Raw genomic sequence first — 1,723 nt, forward strand, 5'->3', positions numbered from 1 at the left:
ATCTCGGTGTCCTCGTGCACGTCGATGTAGAGCGGCAGGCTCACCTCGTCGGCCAGCGGCGACTCGCTCGGGCAGAGCCCGATCACCGTGGCGCCGGCCTCGCGGGCAAGCCTTACGCTTGCTACCAGCGCCCGGGTGCGCCCGGTCTGGGAGATCGCCACCACCACGTCGCCCTCCTGGAGCGTGACCGCCGACATGTTCTGCATGTGCGGGTCGGCGTAGGCCGAGGTCGAGATCTGCAGGCGAAAGAACTTGTGCTGGGCATCGAAGGCCACCGCTCCGGAGGCGCCAAAGCCGTAGAACTCGACCCGGTTGGCCATCGCCAGTGCATTCACTGCCTTGCCCAGCGCGTCGTTGTCGAGCCGGTCGCGCACCGACAGCAGCGTACCCACGGTGGAGTCGAAGATGCTGTGGGAGAACTCGGCCACCGAGTCGCTATCGTTCATCGAGAACTGGGCGAACTGGCTGCCCGAGGCGAGCATCTGGGCGAGCTGGAGCTTGAAGTCCTGAAAGCCGTTGCACCCGAGTGCCCGGCAAAAGCGCACCACCGTGGGCTCGCTGACGCCGGCTTCGGTGGCGAGATCGACGATGCGCATGTGGATCACTTCGTCGGGGTTTCGCAGCACGAAGCGGGCGACTTTTTGCTCGGAGCGGCGAAAGTGCTCCATGCGGCGTCTCATTTCATCGAACAGGGCGCGACTCACGGTGAGCTCCTTCGAATGGGGTGCAGGATCATGCACGCAGCGTTTTGCACCAGTATGCCTGAGTGGCGGGCGTAATGCGCCGCCGATGAACGGATGATACGCCGCTCGACACCAGCGTTTAAACGCCGTTTAGGTTTTCAGAGCCGGAGCGTCATCATTTTGTCAAGTAGGTTATAGTAAGAAATGACGTGCCGCACTGCATCATATGACAGGCGTCATGGCTGCAGGCGGGATCAACCTGCCACCTGGAGGAGCGTCGATCATGAAAAACGTCGAACGATTGACTTCGGTTAAAAGCGAGCTGCTCGATATCCTCATGGGCATCGAGGTCACCGAACACTCCCAGCGCCAGCGCAGCGCCGCCCAGCGCAGCCTGCGGGCACGGCGCGGCATCGAGCGCCATCGAGAGTCCTTGAAGCTGTCCCGGGACATCGCCTGGCTCGCGGAGGACGAGGAGACGCCGGAAGGCGAACTCCACTAGCCCTTGAACGAAAAAGCCCTGCACACAGGCAGGGCAAGGGTCTGAGAGGCGACGGCTTACAGGAAGCCGGCCAGGAAGACGACGATCACGCCCAGCGGTGCCACGTACTTGGTGAGCAGGTTCCACAGGCTGTAGTCGTAGACGTCCATGGCGAGTTCGCGACGCGCCTCTTCTTTTTCCAGGCAGCGCGAGTAGAAGACGATGGCGCCCAGGCCGGTCAGCGGCAGCAGTACCTTGCCGGTGAAGGTGTCCAGGAAGTCGAAGATGTTCAGGCCGAGGATCGAGACATCCGCCCAGACGTTGAACGACAGAAGTGCCGCGATGCCGACCAGCCACACCGCCACGGCACCCACCAGCGTCGAGCCCAGACGGCTCAGCGGCGTGCGCTCTTCCAGGGTTTCCACTACCGGCTCCAGCAGCGAGATCGCCGAGGTGAGCGCGGCGAAGGTGAGCAGCAGGAAGAATGCCAGGCCAAGCAGGCTTCCGCCGACCATGTTGCCGAAGGCGATCGGCAGCGTCACGAAGATCAGCCCCGGAC

At 63.2% G+C, this 1,723-nt stretch carries 2 protein-coding genes and 1 pseudogene; 1 reads left to right on the forward strand and 2 read right to left on the reverse strand.

Features of this window, described 5'->3' with window-relative positions; all coding sequences use genetic code 11:
• A partial coding sequence (locus tag BIS11_RS16690) for an SIS domain-containing protein (protein WP_253586602.1) occupies positions 1-704 on the reverse strand: 704 nt, incomplete at its 3' end.
• Between the two features lie 262 nt (positions 705-966).
• Here BIS11_RS16690 and BIS11_RS16695 point away from each other — a divergent pair.
• Positions 967-1,185 (forward strand): PA3496 family putative envelope integrity protein, encoded by a 219-nt coding sequence (locus tag BIS11_RS16695; protein WP_227390078.1) that lies wholly within the window; start codon positions 967-969, stop codon positions 1,183-1,185.
• 56 nt (positions 1,186-1,241) lie between these two features.
• Here BIS11_RS16695 and BIS11_RS16700 read toward each other — a convergent pair.
• Positions 1,242-1,723, reverse strand: a pseudogene (locus BIS11_RS16700) (sodium-dependent transporter); the annotation flags it as partial.

This window comes from Halomonas sp. 707D4, assembly GCF_024158685.1.
In the GTDB taxonomy this organism is placed as follows: Bacteria; Pseudomonadota; Gammaproteobacteria; order Pseudomonadales; family Halomonadaceae; genus Vreelandella.

What these genes read in the sequence shown, in the direction of transcription:
- BIS11_RS16695 (WP_227390078.1), top strand. Translation starts at nt 967, where the DNA reads ATGAAAAACGTCGAACGATTGACTTCGGTTAAAAGCGAGCTGCTCGAT.